The organism is Thermodesulfobacteriota bacterium (assembly GCA_040753795.1).
Taxonomy (GTDB): domain Bacteria; phylum Desulfobacterota; class Desulfobacteria; order Desulfobacterales; family Desulfosudaceae; genus JBFMDX01.
The window spans coordinates 251009-268011 of record JBFMDX010000004.1 but is presented as its reverse complement, the minus strand read 5'-3'; the positions used below and the strand labels follow the sequence as shown (position 1 = coordinate 268011).

14 protein-coding genes are annotated in these 17003 nt (G+C 49.2%); 9 read left to right on the top strand and 5 right to left on the bottom strand.

The window, feature by feature from the left end; genetic code table 11:
• Positions 1-273: 273 nt before the first annotated feature.
• The 3 genes from AB1724_07605 to AB1724_07595 all read right to left on the bottom strand — a co-directional run bounded on the left by AB1724_07605 (position 274) and on the right by AB1724_07595 (position 5188).
• A complete protein-coding gene (locus AB1724_07605; protein MEW6077659.1) occupies positions 274-1845 on the bottom strand; it encodes an ABC transporter substrate-binding protein in 1572 nt (523 codons plus the stop codon).
• Positions 1846-1852: 7 nt separating this feature from the next.
• Positions 1853-3712 carry a TonB-dependent receptor gene (locus AB1724_07600; protein ID MEW6077658.1) on the bottom strand — a complete coding sequence of 620 codons (1860 nt, stop codon included), beginning with the start codon at positions 3710-3712 and terminating at the stop codon, positions 1853-1855.
• A 93-nt stretch (positions 3713-3805) separates the two neighbouring features.
• Positions 3806-5188, bottom strand: coding sequence for a sigma-54 dependent transcriptional regulator (locus tag AB1724_07595; protein ID MEW6077657.1), 1383 nt, complete (start codon positions 5186-5188; stop codon positions 3806-3808).
• A 411-nt stretch (positions 5189-5599) separates the two neighbouring features.
• Here AB1724_07595 and AB1724_07590 point away from each other — a divergent pair, with 411 nt between their 5' ends.
• The 9 genes from AB1724_07590 to AB1724_07550 all read left to right on the top strand — a co-directional run bounded on the left by AB1724_07590 (position 5600) and on the right by AB1724_07550 (position 13417).
• Entirely contained in the window at positions 5600-6214 is a 615-nt protein-coding gene (locus AB1724_07590; GenBank protein MEW6077656.1) for a response regulator, read from the top strand.
• A 138-nt stretch (positions 6215-6352) separates the two neighbouring features.
• Entirely contained in the window at positions 6353-6601 is a 249-nt protein-coding gene (locus AB1724_07585) for a hypothetical protein (protein ID MEW6077655.1), read from the top strand.
• Positions 6602-6794: 193 nt separating this feature from the next.
• Positions 6795-7004, top strand: a complete 210-nt coding sequence (locus AB1724_07580; protein MEW6077654.1) for a hypothetical protein — start codon at positions 6795-6797, stop codon at positions 7002-7004.
• A gap of 158 nt (positions 7005-7162) precedes the next feature.
• Positions 7163-7690 (top strand): hypothetical protein, encoded by a 528-nt coding sequence (locus AB1724_07575; protein MEW6077653.1) that lies wholly within the window; start codon positions 7163-7165, stop codon positions 7688-7690.
• A 254-nt stretch (positions 7691-7944) separates the two neighbouring features.
• Positions 7945-8724, top strand: a complete 780-nt coding sequence (locus AB1724_07570; GenBank protein ID MEW6077652.1) for a metallophosphoesterase — start codon at positions 7945-7947, stop codon at positions 8722-8724.
• 333 nt (positions 8725-9057) lie between these two features.
• Positions 9058-10707, top strand: coding sequence for a TIGR04141 family sporadically distributed protein (locus tag AB1724_07565; GenBank protein MEW6077651.1), 1650 nt, complete (start codon positions 9058-9060; stop codon positions 10705-10707).
• Between the two features lie 177 nt (positions 10708-10884).
• Complete coding sequence (locus tag AB1724_07560; GenBank protein ID MEW6077650.1) at positions 10885-11826, top strand: hypothetical protein; 942 nt, start codon at positions 10885-10887, stop codon at positions 11824-11826.
• A 164-nt stretch (positions 11827-11990) separates the two neighbouring features.
• Positions 11991-12842, top strand: a complete 852-nt coding sequence (locus tag AB1724_07555; GenBank protein MEW6077649.1) for a macro domain-containing protein — start codon at positions 11991-11993, stop codon at positions 12840-12842.
• 2 nt (positions 12843-12844) lie between these two features.
• Positions 12845-13417 carry a TIR domain-containing protein gene (locus tag AB1724_07550; protein ID MEW6077648.1) on the top strand — a complete coding sequence of 191 codons (573 nt, stop codon included), beginning with the start codon at positions 12845-12847 and terminating at the stop codon, positions 13415-13417.
• Between the two features lie 272 nt (positions 13418-13689).
• Here the strand turns inward: AB1724_07550 and AB1724_07545 are convergent, their stop codons facing one another.
• A complete protein-coding gene (locus AB1724_07545; protein ID MEW6077647.1) occupies positions 13690-16710 on the bottom strand; it encodes a TaqI-like C-terminal specificity domain-containing protein in 3021 nt (1006 codons plus the stop codon).
• Entirely contained in the window at positions 16707-16967 is a 261-nt protein-coding gene (locus tag AB1724_07540) for a GxxExxY protein (GenBank protein MEW6077646.1), read from the bottom strand. Before AB1724_07540 ends, AB1724_07545 begins: the two co-directional genes overlap by 4 nt.
• Between the last annotated feature and the right edge of the window lie 36 nt (positions 16968-17003).

Sequence of the window (17003 nt, the reverse complement as noted above, 5' to 3'; positions counted from 1 at the left end):
GCCCTGCTTTCTGAAACCGAAATTGCCTTTTCTGATTACGATCATCTTTTTTCTCATTTTCATTTTCTCTCTCCTTTTAAGTTGATTGGGTCCTGCCGGGTGTTACGCTTCTGGTGATCGATCATCCCGGAAGATAGCAAGGGAGATGCCGGAGAGATGATTAGTCGCAACGGTTTGAAAGTTAGGTATAAATTGAAAACTTATCGTGAGAGGAAACGCGTGTTCGTCACGGATGGTAACGATTTTGCGTTTTGACGCCGTCACATAAAGAGACTATTTGGAGCGTATGGCGGCCAGCCGCAGCCAGTAGATGCCTTCATTGGAAAGGAAGAACGGAGCGGACAGGGAAAAACGCTTGGACATGACGTCAAAGGCGGTCTGCTGATAAAGAAACGTGCCGGGTTGAAGTTCGGCCAGAAGGGCGTCAGCCTGAAACAGATACTCCTTTTTTGCCCGGGGATCATCGGCCCGCAGGGCCATCTCGAGCAGGCGGGTCACTTCGGGATGGGAAAAATTTCCGGTCAGGTTATGGCCTGCTTCATCCGGCAGCCAGCCGCTGATGATATTTTCGGTTCTGTTGTAAGCGCCCGGGAATTCGGTCAGGACGGCCTGAAAATCGCTGTTCCGGTAATAACTGGCGGAGATTTCCTGACATGGACACGCCTGAATATCCATGCGAATGCCGATATCATTAAAACAGAGCTGAATATACCGGGCCACGGCTTTTTTAACCTGCGCTTCCGCTGAAATCAGCAGCGTAAAAGCGAACGGTCGGCCGTTTTTTACCAGAACCCCTCCCTCGCCGGTTTCCCACCCGGCCTCGTGCAGCACCCGCAGGGATTCTCGTGGATTATAGTCCAGAGGCGTCAGTCCCGGCGCATGAAAGGGTGAATCCACGCCCATGGGCCCGATGGCCACCCGCCCATACCCTTTCAGGATTTGGTCAACGATATACTGACGGTCAATGGCCTGGCTCAGTGCGCGGCGTATCCGTTCATCGGCAAACAGAGGGTCATGGCTGTTGTATAAAAGGATGGCATAATGTGTCAGCATATTATGATGAAAATAAAACCGATCCTGATACTGGCGGGTTATCTCATAGTTTTTGGGGGCTATCTCCTGAGCAATGTCGGTGGCGCCGGCCAGGAGTCGGGTCCATGTCCTTTCCTTATCCGGCTGATAATAAAATTCCACGCCGTCAAGGGCCGGCCGGCCGGCATAATAGTTTTTATTGGCGGTCAGAACGGCTTTGCGCTCCCCCTCTTTCGCCTCAAAAACAAACGGGCCGGACCCGACAGGAGTAAAACTTCGGGCTTCCGCAGTTAACTCCGATGCCGGCAGGACTTGAATGTCCTGGATCGTTGCGAGGAAGTCCGGATACGATTTGTTTAATCGAATACGAAGGGTGTGAGCCGAAGGGATCGAAATCTCTTCTATAGACGCCATGACCTTCGGTAAAAGCTTGCTGATCATCACCTGCAGGGAGCAACGGGCATCTTCTGCCGTCACCGGCTGACCATCATGAAAAAAAGCGTCGGTCCGTAACCGTATGGTCCAGGTCCGGGCCGACTCGTCGTAGGCCCAGGAGGTGGCCAGGTCCGGCTGCAGGCGGCCATTGACATCATTCACAAACAGGAAGCTGTAAAGCAGCGGAAAAATCATGGTGGCGCCGGCTGCATTATCTTCAGCCGGATTCATGGAAACAAGCGGGGCGGCCACGTCAAAGCGGAGGATATTTGCATGAGCCCGGTCGGGCGCGGCAGACACCGGCGCTTCTGTCCGGCAGGCGCTCACGACCAGGGCCAGCGACAGCAGCCCGATAAACAACCAAAAGGGAATTTTCATGTTTTGCCTAAAAGTTCAACCGCACCCCGGCCTCAACCCACCGGCCGGGCTGGGGCCAGACGCTGCGATAGACATAGTCGACGTCAAACAGATTGTGTACGGCGCCGAACAGCTCCGGCCGGCAGAGCTTACCGCCCCATGGCAGCCGCGCCCGGGCCAGATAATCAAAGACAAAAACCTGGTCTTCGGTCTCCGGGTAGGAGGAATTATAATAAATATAATCACCGTGAAGGCTCTGGGTCAGCCATTGCCAGGCATGAACGGCCGACGCCTGGTATTGAACCCGGGGGATATCGGTAACGGTCTGGCCGTTCTGCTGATCCTGGACGTCGGTAAACGTGCCGAAAAACGACAGGCGCAATGGCGAAAAAGCAGTCACCGTCAGCCCGCCGCTGGCACCCTTGCGCAGCACCTCGTCAATATTGACATACTGCATCCGCTCCCAGTCCGGCTGAATCAGGTCCTTGACGCTGGAATAGAAGCCGTTGACCTCAAGCCGCAGCCAGGACAGGGCCTGAATTTCGCCGCCCAACTGGTAATTCATGGCGGTCTCGGGATCCAGATCCGGATTGCCGCCGAAGGGATCGTTGACCCAGGACGGCGGGGGCGCCGAGAAGCCGCTGGCCGCCTGGGCCCGGATTAGAGCCCGGTCGCCCGGCAGCCGGCAGACCAGCCCCAGGGAAGGGCTCATCTCTGAACCGAAGTCCTGGTTGTGGTCATAGCGCAGCCCGGTATTGATCGATACCATCCGCCAGCGCAGGGTGTCATTGCCATATACGGCCCAGTTGCCGGTATCATACTCCCCCGAGAAACTCCGGTCGTCATACCGTCCCCAGTCACCGTCAAAACCGAGATTCATGGTATGAAAGGCCGCGGGTTCGTAAGTCGCCCGGACGCTGCCGCCCCAGCTCTCTTCCCGGTAATCGCTGAAGGGTTCCCGGTGATCGGCGTAGACGTCTTCGATCAGGGCGTCAAAGTCCTGGTGCCTGGCCTCCAGGGTCAAGGACAGGGTGTCTTCCGGAAAGGTTTCCAGCAGCAGGCGCTGATAGGCACGCGTCCGTTCCATGTCATCCCAGAAATCGGGGTAGTTGATTATGGGATCTTCTTTATGGCCGTCATCATAGTTGCAGACCAGATTCAGGCGGCCGGTATCGCCGATGGTATAGTTGACCTTGCCATAGGCGGCCTGCTGTTCGTAGGCGCTTTTATCGACAAACCCGTCGCTGGCGTCCCGCGTCAGTGACACAAAATATCCCCAGCGGTCCACTGTGCCCTGAAGACTGGCATAGTTCCGGGTGGTGTCCGCCTCGCCGTATGAGGCCTGGGCTTCGGCGGACATGGCCTTATCCGCCGCGGGCTCCCGGGTGATAATATTGATGACCCCGCCCAGGGCGGACCCCCAGGCCGAGGAGGCCGCCCCCTGATACACCTCTATCCGGTCAATGGCGGCAACCGGTATCAGGGAAAGATCGGCAAAGGGATTGGCCAGGAGGTTGAGCGGCACCCCGTCCTGGTACACGGCCACATGCCGCGGATCCGAGCCCTGAATCCGGATCGTGGCCTCGCTGCCGATACCGCCGGCAGACTCCACATACACCCCCGGGACAAACCGCAGAACTTCGGCGGCGGTGGCTACCGGCATGGCGGCGATCTCCTCCCGGGTGATGACCGAGATGTTGGTCGCCACGTCGTTTTCCGGCACCTGGCTGCGGGTGGCGGAAACCACCATATCCGTCATATGATAGGTTGTCTCCCCTGCGGAAGCCTTGTCCGGCGGCGTATCGGCGGCTCCGGCATGGCTCCAGGCGAATAGCAACCATATAAAAACATTAATAACGACTCCTCTGTCATATCTCCTCTTCATCATCCGGCCCACCCTGTTGTCGATGTCTTTCAATCCGTCCGTTCAGATCCGCTACCGGTGACTTTTCCCCTCCTTGCCCCCTCAAGTCCTTTAATCCTACTCGGTCTCTACACTTCCTTCCTCATCATTCTTTCTGTCCTCGATTTCATATTTCTTCACTTTTTCGATCAAAGTCTTCCGGCTGATGCCGAGATGCGCCGCGGCCCGGGTTTTATTATAACGCTCTTTTTTCAAGGCCAGGCCGATCAGATATTTTTCCATCTCCTTCAGGTCGAGACTGGAGGAGTGAAACATCTCCCGGTTAATAAGCGGCAGATGGGCAGTGGTGATCATGGACTCCCGGCAGGTGATCACGGCCCGTTCTATCACATTGACCAGTTCCCGCACATTGCCCGGCCAGTCATACACGCCCAGGGCGGCCAGGGCCTGTTCCGAAATTCTCCTGACAGGACGGTTGTAGGCTTTGCGGAACCGCTCCATATAAAATTCCGCCAGCAGAGGGATATCGCTTTTCCTCTTCCGTAACGGAGGTATTTCAATGGTGTAAACGTTCAGCCGGTAGAGAAGGTCCTGCCGGAACTCTCCTTTTCCCACCAACTCCTCCAGCCGGATATTAGTGGCGGCCAGTACCCGAAAATCGGAAGACAAGGTGACATTTCCGCCGACGCGGGTAAAGTCATGTGTCTCCAGCACGCGCAGCAGTTTGGATTGAAGGGCGGAAGAGGCATTGCTGATTTCATCCAGAAACAGCGTCCCCTTGTCCGCGATTTCAAACAACCCTTTTTTGAAGCCGACCGCGCCGGTAAAGGCGCCTTTTTCATGACCGAACAATTCGCTCTCCAGCACGCCGGGAGAGAATTCGTTGCAGTTGACCGCAAAAAAGCCCCGTGCCTTGCGATCGCTCAGCTCATGAATGGCCCGGGCCACCAGTTCCTTGCCGGTGCCGGTTTCACCGTATATCAGCACCGTCACCGGTAGGCCGGCCACTTCGTTGACAGCCTGAAGCACCTGCTGCATGCCGGGGGTGCGGTCGATCATGGATCGGGCAGCGCTTACCTTGAGGGTTTTTTCCGTGCGCAGGGACTCGATCTCTTTTAACCGCCGCCGCTTTTCCAAAGCCTCCCGGACCGTGGCCCAGAAAAGATCCCACTGGTCATCAAGGGGTTTTTGAAAATAATGGTAGGCGCCATGACGAATGGCGGTGACAGCCTTTTCCGTGGATCCGTAAGCCGTCATCAGAATAAAGGGGATATCCGGGTTTATGTCCTGAATGGCGGCCAGAAGTTCATTCCCGTCCATATCCGGCATCTGAACATCCGAAATGACCAGGTCGACCGAGCCCTTTTTAAAAAAATCGAGGGCCGCTCTGGCCGATGTGAAAGGGAACAGATCATATGCTTCGGCTTCCGGAAGACAAAGAAACAGCTCGACAAATGTCTGATTATCATCGACCAGGAGTATTTTGGGCTTTTCCATCATTAATTATATATCACATTTTGCAGTAAAAGTCGACTACGGAATAAGACATTTATCGTAATTTCAAATGATTAAATAAAATCGCCATAAACCATCGCTGTCCGGCCCCGATCAAATCTCCATTAATTCAGGATGAACCGTATCAATTCGTTACACCCGCCAACCATATATTGTAACAAAATGTTACACCTGTTGTCGAACAAAGCCGAAAATACAAAAAAATATCATAAAATCAATGTTTTAAAAAACGACTCACCGCCCGAACCGGCACGCATTTTGCGTAAATTATATTTCTATTATCTCAATTAAGTTTATCGATTTTATCGGATTGGCTTTGTTTTTCAGATTTTCATTAGCGTAGAGAGTCCTCCCATGGCCTCAAACAAAGAGCCCCCGGATCAGGGGCTCGCCCTTATGATTAAAAGCAATCCCGCCACTTGTGAACTATGCCGAAGGCATCTGGAGGCGGATGGTTTCCGGGTGCATATCACCAAAGGCGGCCGACAGGCAGTCGACACCATTCGGCGGTTGCTGCCGGATATCGTCCTGCTCGATTTGATGATGCCGGACATGGACGGCTTTCGGATGCTCGAACAACTGAAGGCTGACCCGGTCACCAGGGAGGTTCCCATCCTGATACTGGCTGACCGCGACGAAACACCCGTCGTGGCAAAAGCGCTGCGACTGGGCGCGGATGATTTCTTGAAAAAACCGTTTGACGATGAGGAGTTGCTGGTCCGGGTGAAAAAGATAATCAGCAGCGAAGAGATCTGGGATTCGTTGCACAACGCCACCGAAGAACTGCTCAAAAGTCAGCTGAACATAATCGTCACCCTGAAAGAATGGGAACAGGAAGCCGAAGCATTCAAAAAACACTGTGAAACAATTATCATCAATCTTCTGACCGATCCCGAGGTGTCTTTTCCGCAAAAGCAGGCCATGCCAACCGCCGAACAAGCCAGAGACCTGCTTAACCGGATTGTCGACCGGTACCGCCTCAGGCGAACTGAATACGACGTGCTTCATTAAAGCCCGTCATGTAACCCCCTGGTTGAGGATATCGCCAGGGACAAAACCGCGCCTTCATCAGAAGGATTCATAACCATGGCCTTTGTTGCAGAAGGTTGTTCTGACTGGTCACAAAATTCTGATTTCGGAAGTAGACTCATGAAACCTCGAATTGTTATTAAAACCGGCCGAAATTTTTTTTGCCCGGCCGTCAAGGCCGAAGTCCACATTGAATACTGTACCGACCTGACATACGAGACCGGGCAGATATCAGACACAACAGAGATGCTCATCAGCCCCGACTGCGAGCTCAAGAATCATTGCGGCATCGCCTGTCAGGAACGGGACGGAAAAACAACCTACGACTGGTCCCGATGCGCCCATCAGGAGTTGAAAACAGCCGTCTGACAGGACGGGGACCAAAACTTAAAATCCACGTACGGTATGATACAAACCGCTCCTTATCGTCCGGAAGCCAAGATAAACAAACAAGACCATTGCCTGAACCCAGCGGAAGAGTTCAGCCGGCGCCAACCTGAATCATATCAGCGGCAACAGCGTCAACTGGGGATACGCGCAATGGGCGCCGCGGCTGCTCAATGTGCTGATGGACGGAGTAACCGGCATCGCCGACTATCAGGCCCGGCAACTGCTTGATGATCGTTACCACCGGCTTCAGGTTGTTTTTGATCCCGGCGAAAACATCCCACTTGACGCGGTGGATAAAATGGACCGCATGGAGCAGATCGCCGCCGGCTGCAAGACGGAGATGGCAGAAACAATTGATTGGATCAGCAAGACATGGAGTTAGACGGCTTGGAGAAACGGACTTTCCGATACAGGGGCCGGGAGTAAATAGGTTACTGGCACCGTATTTCCGTATTTCAGCAGGTGTCGAGAAACGGGGGCGACTGTGTGGTCGGTAATTACAGTATGAAGTAGGCAAAAAAACCTAAAAGGAGGAATAAAATGAATAAATCACTATTGTTGCTGCTGATTTTAGCGAGTATTGCCGGGTGTGCAGGCCTTGACATTACGCCAATTTCTCCTACCGATGAGATCGCCGCGCACTCTGGCGATAAAAAGCTCAAGGGCTACGTAGTTTACGAACCAATGGTTGTTGTTGAAGTCAGCCAGAAAGAAGTGTGCGGTGAAAAGGATGATAAAGGCAATTGCAAGGGTGCCACTTATATAACATGCGCCGCCGGTGCCCCATTCTTATTGCCGGACACATCGAAACCATTTCTTGTTAATGTTCGGTCTGGTTTTGGTAAAACAGGGGTGGATGTCGCTATTACTAATGGATGGCAAATTGGCAACATTAAGGATGAGTCCGACAATACAGCGTTGTTGGGAACGGTTGAAAAGCTCCTCGATGCAGCGATTAAAAAAGGTATCAGTCCCGACCCAATTTCCGGAAAATGCAAAGCGCCGGGTCTCTATCATGTTGTTTCTACATCCACAGGGATAGCGCTGCAACCTTTACTGATTTATTAAAGCAGATCGTAATTCCGGGCTTCTTCACATATCATTAGTATACGTCATAGGCTTATTTGTCCGAGCAAAGAATATTTGATGCTTGGGGCCAAACGTGAGACGGTAAGTGTATTCCACGCATGGGCTGTTATATGAAGAAGCATTTTTTAGAACACACTAACCGCAGAGGCGTGAATTCAACATGGCACCAATTTCCTAAAAAATGGTTGGCAACTTTATAGACAACAGTTAAAGCATTAATCATGGGAGGAGTAATGAAACAAATTATTCACCTCAGCGATCTTCATATCGGGGGGAACACAAGATTGTTAAATAGGAAATTAAAAAATCGCTTTGATCGATTGGTGGAACATCTTGTATCTAAACACAAACCATCAAAAAATTTTATCATAATTATTTCCGGTGACCTGACTGACAATGTGTTTAAACATGGATATAAAGCGGCAAAAGAATCTATTGCAAAATTGACTGAGGCCAATTTTATGGTGCTCGTAATTCCGGGAAATCACGACTACGGTGATGGTAAAATAGATGATAAAAAATATGTCGAGCTATTCAAAAAAGCTTTCTATAACGATACTTCTGTGACTTATCCAAAAAAGAATATTATTGACAATATAGCATTCATTGGCCTCGACTCGATGGAGGAGGGATGGAATAATGAGGATTCTGAAGGGAAATTGGGGAAGGTTCAAATTGAAGAACTAATAAAGATGATCAACACAGACATAGACGTTGTTAGTTGTAAATATAAGGTGGTTTATCTGCATCACCACCCCGTCATTCTGCCGAGATATAAAGGGCTCCAGGATGCTAAAGAATTTCAAGGCGCAGTGAAAGACAAGGTCGATGCAATATTTTTCGGGCATAACCATATCCCTTTTTTGTTAAAAAAATCGGGTTTATGGGGTGTGCCCTTATGGTCAAATCCGGGGTCTTCAACTGGGAAAGAAGATTATTTGCCCTACATTAGTTACTTCGTATTCAACTTAGAGACAGGAACCGATAAAAAATTTGAATTTGTCTTAAACTGATTAAATTTTATCCTAACGAAGCCATCCCCCTGAACGCGGTGGATAAAATGGACCGCATGGAGCAGATCGCCAACGGCTGCAAGACGGAGAGGGCAGAAACGATTGAATGGATCAATGAAACATGGAATTAGACGGCCTGGGAAGACGAAATATCTTTTTCTTCTGAATATATTATTGCGAAAAACAAACATGAAAAATGCGGGCAAATTTTATCCATGTTTGTTTGGAGGGGGTAATATCTTAATAAATGGAATTTTTTCCGTTTACATGCGTCAGTAACACGGAAGATTTTACATTTATTACGACTGTTAGCTCTTTCGGGGGAGTCTGGAAGTGAAAGAGGAGCCAAACACCCAACATCTGAACATTTTTCTGGTGAAGCCGGAAATAAGTACTATTGACCAAATTATTCGGGAAGCCGATTGCTCGAAACATCTCGAACTTGACATTCCTGATTTTGGCCCCAGTCATTTCTATATCAAGTATGGGAAAAGAAAATTTCCGAAATGGGCTTCTCTATTTGATGGTATCGTTGATGTAAGTGAAATCGGGAAAACGAATGGTGTTTCTGTTGCACTTGTTGTCAAGACTTCCAATCGGTTTTTTGTCCTCTCTTTCGGTCAAGGCGGAAGATTCTTGCTTCAATCAAGCGCTATGGAATCTCGATTTGGGCTTTTGGTCACTCTTAATTCAGTTGCGATTGAAAGCCTAAGGTGCATCGACAAGCAATCATTAGATAATCTGGAAAGCCAGTCGCGTATTCAATCTAGTTACGAAACCACTTCAGATCAATTCGGAATAGATGTAGAGCAAGACATGCTTAAGGCGGTAGTCGGATCTCCGGAGGACAAAAAGCTTGGAAGCAGAATGACTGGTGCTGATTCTTTGTCCGTATCTGTAAAAACAGATATAGTAAATGTCAAGTTTCTATTGGATTCGTATTTAAGCAAGTTTGAACAAGACCTTTCAGATAAAGGTTATGAATGGGTCAATAATATTTCGAACATTAAGAACAACCCATCTCTGATTGACGCCTTAGAGACCGCTTTAGAGCAAAAACTCCAAAAGAAAGATTTTAAGAATGTCTGGTTATCAATTCCTGAGATCATTCAGTGGGACGTAGTGAAGGGGTTTATGTTCACATGCGGTCGAAAAATTATCCATTCCGATATCACAATGGATGGCTTCATGACGACTGTGAATGACGAAAAAATATCTCTCGATCTATTAAAAGATAGAAAGGTCTCCTGTGCTGATGAAGATCACAACTGTGTAAATAGGTCCTGGCCGGTCTACAGGTGTCTGTATGCGGAGTTGAATCTCGAAGGCGCAAAATATGTGCTAAATGATGGAGATTGGTTTAGGATTGAGCCGGATTTCGTGACAAAAACTAATTCTAATTTTTCCAAAATTTCCTTTTCAGGCCTCTCCCTGCCGTTCTACAAACACGAAAATGAGGGTGCCTACAATCAATCAGTATCCGCATCTATGCCTGAAGAATACGCCCTATTAGATGACAAGAACAAGGTTTCCCATGGCGGAGGACACGGCCAAGTTGAAATATGCGATCTGTTTTCCGCGAAGAAAAATCTTATTCACATTAAGAGATATGGAAAATCAAGTGTACTAAGTCATTTGTTTTCACAGGGCTTTGTTTCTGGTCAGCTAATGCAATTAGATGCTGATTTCCGTGCTAAGATCAAAACCAAGTTGCCCACTTCATTTAGGCCCTTGATTTCTGAAGACAACCGTCCGGAGGATCAAGAGTTTACAATTACATTTGCTGTGATTAGCGAAGACCAAGGGGAAGGACTCCGTTTACCTTTTTTTTCTCGCGTCAATCTGAATAATACACACAGAATCTTACGTGGCTATGGTTTCAAGGTTGAGTTACTGAAGATTAAAGTTGATCCGATATTTTCAAAGACAAAGAAAATCCCGCCACGCAAAGCACCAAAGAGGAAAATAGGAACGAAGGGCTAACGAACAAGGATAGATCGTGCAACCAGAAAATGCACCGGCCACGAAAAGCCGGGCCGGTGATTGTCAGAAGCGACGTCCTGGCGTACCTTTTCACCTTTCCCAGTTTGCTGTTTGAACATTGGAATAACAGAAAAATCAGGTATTGCAACCGTTCGACAAAAACGAAGGAGGTAATTAATGAATGACGCCGAAATTCCTAAACTCCATTTCCGTTACAAATATATGTTGGTTATCATCGTCGTCCTAATAGTGGGGCTCGTCCTGTTGATACTCAGCCAGAATATCAGTATTGATCAACTGACACAGAACGGGACTTTTTGGAAGCTTCTCTTTGAGCACCTTGCTACAGCAATGCTGGTCGGTGCTTTTACAGGCGGACTTTATGAGTACTTTCTCCGGAAGGAGTTTCTCAATGTCACCGAGAAACAGACTCAAACGATTTGCGAATGTGTTTCTCAACTTGGCGAGGAGGCGAAGTCTCGATCGGAGAAGATTGCAGACTTCATCGCTGCAAACAGAGAACAACGTGAACTTGGTGTTTCTCATTGCTTCAACGAAGCTCAACAATTCGACTTTACAAACATTATCGAAACACCAAAGAGCCTGACGATTGTTTTAAATGACGGACGAACATGGATCGGGAACCATTATGAGAATTTTGTCAATAGGTTTCAAAATGATGATGGTAAGGAAACTACTTTCATATTAATGCATCCCAATTCGCCGGCCATACAACTCCATGCGACTAAAGTTGGCTCAACGGTTCAGGGAATTCGCATAAGAATTGCTGAGACCGTGAATTTGCTCAAAAGTGCCAATTCGAAACAAAAACCATTGAGGATAGTCGGTCACCAGCTTTACAACACGATGAGTGTGTTTCTTGGCGACAATGACGTTGTTTTGACACCTTATTTCCTGGCAAAAATCCGCAAAACGCCTCCAGTGTTTACTTTCGTAGATACGGGAAAGGAAAGCTTCTACCAAAAGGCAAAACAGGACATTGAGTCGCTGCTTAGAGATTGCACTGACATCTCGTCATACCTATCTGAAGACGGATCGGAGATGCAAGATAAGGTCGAATCGCATACAACCGCAATTCCTACTGCGTCGCATTTTTAATCTGCTAATACCCATTTTTATGTGCAACGAATCCAAGTATTACGAGTGGAGCAGGGGCATACCGCCGCTTCGCGTGTTCTGCACACGGTTGGTTTCGTTGAGCGTAAGCGGATACTTAAAAGCGACATAACCAAAAATCGCAAAAATGGAATAGGAGGTTGCCCGTGAAGTACATAGTCGATACAGTGACGAGCCAAGCGTATTGGCGTTATGTATTGTTCTCTCGGGTTGGTGCTCGAACTGTACTCGCTATTTTTGGTGGCTTTTGGCTTTTAATTGAATCATTGGACTTTTTTGGTGTTTATACGCGTGATCAATATGGATCATACGGTTTTATAGTAGTTATGGCTGCAGCGGTAGTTGTAGCCATTCTTTTCAGGCATCCAATTCGTTCAATTGTCGTTTCGTTTCCAAAAAATGACTTTTGTGTGGAAGTCCGCATTGGTAACATTTTCGACGCAGCCGGTGCAATCATGGTTTCCACAAATACCATATTTGAATCTGATGTCGCTGGAGGAAAGATCTCACCAGATAGCCTACAAGGACAATTTACGGCCAAATACTATACTGGAGACCAAAAAACATTAATAGAAACTATCAAGACAAAATTAAATGGTCTGGACGGTCCTCCGTATCCTATGGGCACCACAATCCCCGTAAACACACACGGTAAGACGTTCTATTTTGTTGCTATGGCTGAACTAAACGAACAAGGAACGGCTTCTACCACTCCTCGGTTCATAGAGAAGGCAATGGATGGTCTCTGGCGATATGTTCGGGAATCTGGAGAACTTCAAGAACTGGTTGTGCCCGTGATTGGCACTGCAAGAGGAAGACTTGAAATTCCAAGAAAGAAAATGATCGAGAAGATCGCTGAATCTTTCGTTAATGCCTCACTTGACAGGAAGTTCACAGACCGACTTGTCATTATGGTTCATCCAGAAGATGCCCACAGATTTCAAATCAACTTATATGATATAAAAGACAATTTAAACCATGTCCTTATAGGGAGGTAATTATGGCATACAGAAACGGAAACTATTCGGCTTTCTATGTTGATGAACCATTCAACGAAAACAACCTTGGTGCGCATTCTACCAAAGACTTTGTAAGTTACAATCTCCTGAGAGCCTGGAAGGGGGCAGATTCAACCTTTCCGTTTGTGGACTCCCATAATAAGAACTACAATGTTCGGGATGGAAGCGATTGGGAGAAAACTCTAAAGCCAAGAATTCACGATCGATTAAACAACTCCAAGAATATTATACTTTTTTTAAGTTCTATAACTAAAAATTCAAGAGCGATTCGGGAAGAAGTTGATTTTGGCATAAACACAAATGGACTTCCTGTGATAGTTGTTTATCCAGAATACAGTGAAAAATCAGACATAATTGATTGCAAATCGAACACAATAAAACAAAAGATCAAGAATTTGTGGGACAATTTGCCAAAATTTAGAGATTCAATGAGTAGCGTTCCTACATTGCATATCCCGAACAAAAAAGCCTTGATTAAGAAGGCGCTTGAAAGCGAAGGCTTCATGGTGAACACAAAGAAGGATGCGGATATGTATTTTTATCCGTGCGATTAGGATGATTCAGATATAATGGCACATAACAAGGCAAATCAATTCGGATGAAAATTCCGCTGTGCTCCTTTTGCACCGGTTATTTGTTACGTTAACGAGTTGCTGAAGGGCAATCACTGAAGCCCTCCCCTACATTTTTTCTCGGCAACCTACTGAATTTTGGATTTGTTGTCCGGCTGTTTTTATTATCCGCAGATTGCACGGATTTTCACGGATTAAGAAATCTGCGTTAATCGGCGTAATCCGTGGATTGTTTGTTTCCGAAGCCGGGTGTGTCATTTACTGCTGTCCGATTCGATGATGGCGATTTCTGCGGGCGTCAGTTCGTAAAGCTCATAGACCAGTTGATCGATCTGGTGGTCGGTGGTTTCGATCTGGCGCTGGAGCATGGCTTTTTCCTGGGGGGTTTTGGATTCGGCCAGTTTCTTGTTTAAGTCCAGCATCTGGTTCACCAGGTCAACCATTCGATCGTGCCGGGCCACGTCGTCCGGATCATCGAAGTTGATGGTGCGGATGGGGAGCATTACCAGATACTGATAAATAAACCGCAAATAACCACCGCGATAGGTTGAAGAAAGTGTTTTGTAAAAGAAAGTCGTCAAGGCTGAATTCAGAACACCCAACAGGTATTGTTCTGAGTTTGCAATGACATAAGCGGTATTAACACAATACTTTCCCCCGTTATTATCCAGCGCAAAATTACCACGCAGCGAAATATCGGGGAGCATGATTTTCGGGTTTTCAAACGCGTCATAATAATCGCAGGCGCGGAGTTCCCACCAATATTCCCCTTTGTCACACCGTTTTTCAGCCTTCTCCGTAAACGGCTCAAGGTGATCAGCAATTGCGGGATAGCTCTTTTTCAACCAGGCCCAGTGGCTGCCGGCACCAGGAGCTTTCGAATTTGTAAATCCACGGGGAAAAAGGATCAGGTATTTTTCTGTATCCAAGGGCATATACCGCTTTATGTCCCGGCCGGCCAGAAAGGGCTTGATGATTTCTTTGCTTTTGGGATCTTCCGCGATCAACCTTTTCCGGGTGGCGGCATCAATGACAAAGGCTTCGTTCAAACCGGTTTTGATACCGTAATATATTTTCCCCTCGACATATTCGCCCAGGGGAATACCGGTCTTGCGGAGTTTGTCCAGCAGGCCCTGGGAAGCCTGATCGGCCAGGGACCAGCCGGCGTCGTCCAGGGCGCTCTGCCGCACGGGATGGTGATGTTCAGCCACATAATCCGACAGGCTGCCGAAATCCAGGGTCTGAACTGTAACCGCCCGAAAGGTCGGAGCCGGGGTTTTGCTCTGAACCACCAGAATGCAGGGATAGGTGGTGGCTTGTTTAAAAACCGGCAAATCGCCAAAGTCCACCACCTCAACGATGTGCCGCGCTTTCATCCATTGGCGCAGGGGTTTGCCGTAGTTGGCCCGAAACCATTTATTGGCCACAATATAGGAAAAAAATCCATTGGGGCGTAAAAGAGAAATCCCTTTTTCAATAAAATAGGCGTACAGATCGGCCACGCCATGATAGACGGAGTACCGCTTTTCAAAATAGGCCTTAAAATCGCCCAGCCCTTCCTGGCGCACATACGGCGGGTTGCCGACCACCGCGTCAAAGCCGCCTTCTTTCATGATGTCGCTAAATTCGGTCTGCCAGTCAAAGGCATTGACCCGGTACATTTCTTCCTGATCAAACAGGGTCATCTGCCGGTGGTCGTAGAAGTCCGGGCCGATGAGGGAGTTGCCGCACTTGATGTTGTCGGCAAGATCGGGCAGGACCCGCTCCTGGAACAGGCTCATCTGCCGGCCGATGCTCTGCTCGTCCTCGCCTTCCAGGACTTTTAACAAAAGAGAAAGCTTGGTCACCTCCACGGCCTGATGGTCGATGTCCACGCCAAAGATGTTGTTGAGCAGGATGCGCTTGCGCTCGTCGGTGGTCAGGCGCCACTCGCCTTTGTGGGACTGATAGACGCGCGGGGTTTTGCCGACGGCCCATTTTCCCGGGCCGTCGGCCAGGTAGGCGTCCCGGTGCCAGTCCAGCAGAAACTGATACGCCCCGATCAGAAACGAACCCGAACCGCAGGCCGGGTCCAGGATTTTAAGGTGGCTGACCCCGCCCTTGGGCCCGGGTTTTTTGCCTTCCACCAGCCTGCCGACGGTGTTTTTAACGATATAATCCACGATGTAGGTGGGGGTGTAGTAAACCCCGCCGGCCTTGCGCACCTCGGGCTTGTCTTCTATTTTGGCCTGGTGGCCGGCGGTCAGGCGGATGACCTTGCCCAGAAATTTTTCATAGACCTGGCCGAGGATATCGGCCGAGAGCACGGAAAACTCGTAGGGGCTGTCCGGGTAGTAAAGATTTTTGAAAATATCCTTTAAGGGCTTGTCGTCGATGGCCAGGGCGGGCGTGAGCGTGTCGCAATTTTCCCGGTCCTTTTCCTTTTTAAAATGGAACAGGCCGGAGTTGTATTTATCGTCGGCTTTTTTAAACAGCGTAAACAGCCGGCGGTAGACGTTTTCGCCGTTTTGCAGGGCCATCAGGGAACCATAGGGTTCCACGCCCCGGTCTTCGCAGATGCGCAGGAAAACCACGCGGTCGATGGTCTGCTGCACGGCAAAGTTCAACTCCCGCTGGGACAGGCCGGCATTGCGCAGGGCGATGTTGCGGGCCAGCAGCTCCCGCCAGCGCTCGATCTCCTGCAGGAAGGCGGCATCCACCTCGGTGGTGCCTTTTTTGATCTTGCTGGAGGCGACGTACTTGTCAAAGGAGCCTTTGAGCACCGCCTCCCGGGAAAAGACGGCGGCGATCTCGTCCCAGCGGTCAACATATTCGGTGTAGGTCAGATAGAGGACCCGGGAATGGGAGACCTTGTCGGAGGGGGCCGGTTTTACCCGGCAGTCGTAAACCGAGAAGGCTTCAAAATCGGTCAGAATGCTCAAGGGCAGCTTGGCGCTCCAGCCATAGCGCCGCAACTGGTAGGCCGGATGGACGTCTTCGGAAATATTGACCGCGGGCTTTTTGGCTTCCAGAAAGAACTTGCGCGCCCCGCCGATGCGGAAACAGTAATCCGGGGCCTTGGTGACGCCGCCGACCTTGATGGCGTCCTCGTGGATGACGTCCTTGTAGGCTTCGGCATAGCCGTTTTCGTTGGTGACGTCCCAGCCCAGGGCCTGGAAAAAGGGGTCGATGAACTCCCGGCGCACCTGGGTTTCGTTGTAGATGCCTTTTTTGTAGGCCTCCAGGTTGTTGTCAAAGGTGTCGATCAGTTTTTTTATGGTATCGGGTGCGGTCATGGACGGGGTTCCGCCGATTGGAGGGGCTGATAGAGAAAATCAACCTGGTAGGTAGCGATTACGTCTTCTTTATAATACACCGGAAGCGACCGCTCCCGCTGATAAGGGACGCCCTGGTTCCGGAACTCCTTTTCCAGGGCCGCCTGATATACCGCTTCCAGAAAGCCGCTGCCCAGTTCCCGGTGCACGGCCATGGCGGCCCCTATAATAGCATACGTTTGCGGATCGTTGATTGCGTTGAGGTCAGGATTCAGCATTTGTCCGATTTTTTTATTTATCCACAGATTACAAAA